Below are 1,023 nucleotides of genomic sequence, written 5' to 3'. Positions count from 1 at the left end.
CTTGCATGACTATGTATTCATCATGCAATACCTACCTTATGGTAAGTGGGTTTCCCCATTCAGACATCTCCGGATCACAGGATATTTGCCGCCTCCCCGGAGCTTTTCGCAGGCTATCACGTCTTTCTTCGCCTCTGACTGCCAAGGCATCCACCACATGCACTTAATTACTTGACTATACAACCCCAAACAGTCGTTCATCCTTACAAGCAGGATGAGCAACAGATTAACCAATTACTCAGTCAATCATACAGTTGGCGTCTTGTGCATTTAAGCACTGTACAGCTTCAATTAGATTCATATACCAAAACGCTTGATTCAGTTAATCGCTAGTTTCTCAGTTCTTCATCTTCATTCAACTATGTCACTTGCGTGTCATATTTAAATGTCAATTTAGTTCTGAGCCTTAAACAATTTATTTCAACTCAAATATATTCTGTTAATGATTTAACATGCCTTCGTCAGGTCATGTTGCTGTGATAAATCACAGAGATTATCAAGTGCGCGTATCATAACGCTTGTACTTGTTAATCTCTAGGATCTAAACACTTGATCGCTTAGGAACTAAGCAACTTCAACACTGTATGCTTACATACTGCGCGAAGCGTAGCTTCTTGCTTAAATTTCAAGTAAAAGCAGTGCTTTTATGATCTTGAAATTTGGTGGAGACTAGGAGAGTCGAACTCCTGACCTCCTGCGTGCAAAGCAGGCGCTCTACCAACTAAGCTAAGTCCCCAGCTTATCAATAAGTCAATGTATCGTTCCGTTCTGTTTGCTTCAGCACTTGCATGCTGCGTTAGTCAGATTTGGTGGGTCTGACAAGACTTGAACTTGTGACCCCACGCTTATCAAGCGTGTGCTCTAACCAACTGAGCTACAGACCCTCAGATACATCGTATGAAGAACAACTTGTTGTGGATTCTTACCAATCGTCAATCTTTCGTTAAGGAGGTGATCCAGCCGCAGGTTCCCCTACGGCTACCTTGTTACGACTTCACCCCAGTCATCTGCCACACCGTGGTA

General features: G+C 42.8%; 2 tRNA genes and 2 rRNA genes. All 4 read right to left on the bottom strand.

Annotated elements, in window-relative coordinates:
- Positions 1–177, bottom strand: a 23S ribosomal RNA gene (locus FTU90_RS15960); the annotation flags it as partial.
- Positions 178–660: 483 nt separating this feature from the next.
- A tRNA-Ala gene (locus FTU90_RS15955) sits at positions 661–736 on the bottom strand.
- A 71-nt stretch (positions 737–807) separates the two neighbouring features.
- Positions 808–884, bottom strand: a tRNA-Ile gene (locus FTU90_RS15950).
- A gap of 60 nt (positions 885–944) precedes the next feature.
- A 16S ribosomal RNA gene (locus tag FTU90_RS15945) occupies positions 945–1,023 on the bottom strand; the annotation flags it as partial.

The organism is Acinetobacter sp. YH12200, from assembly GCF_013418175.1.
Lineage (GTDB): Bacteria > Pseudomonadota > Gammaproteobacteria > Pseudomonadales > Moraxellaceae > Acinetobacter > Acinetobacter pseudolwoffii.
Note: the sequence above shows the minus strand (reverse complement) of the source record. Positions and strands in the feature narration are given on the sequence as shown.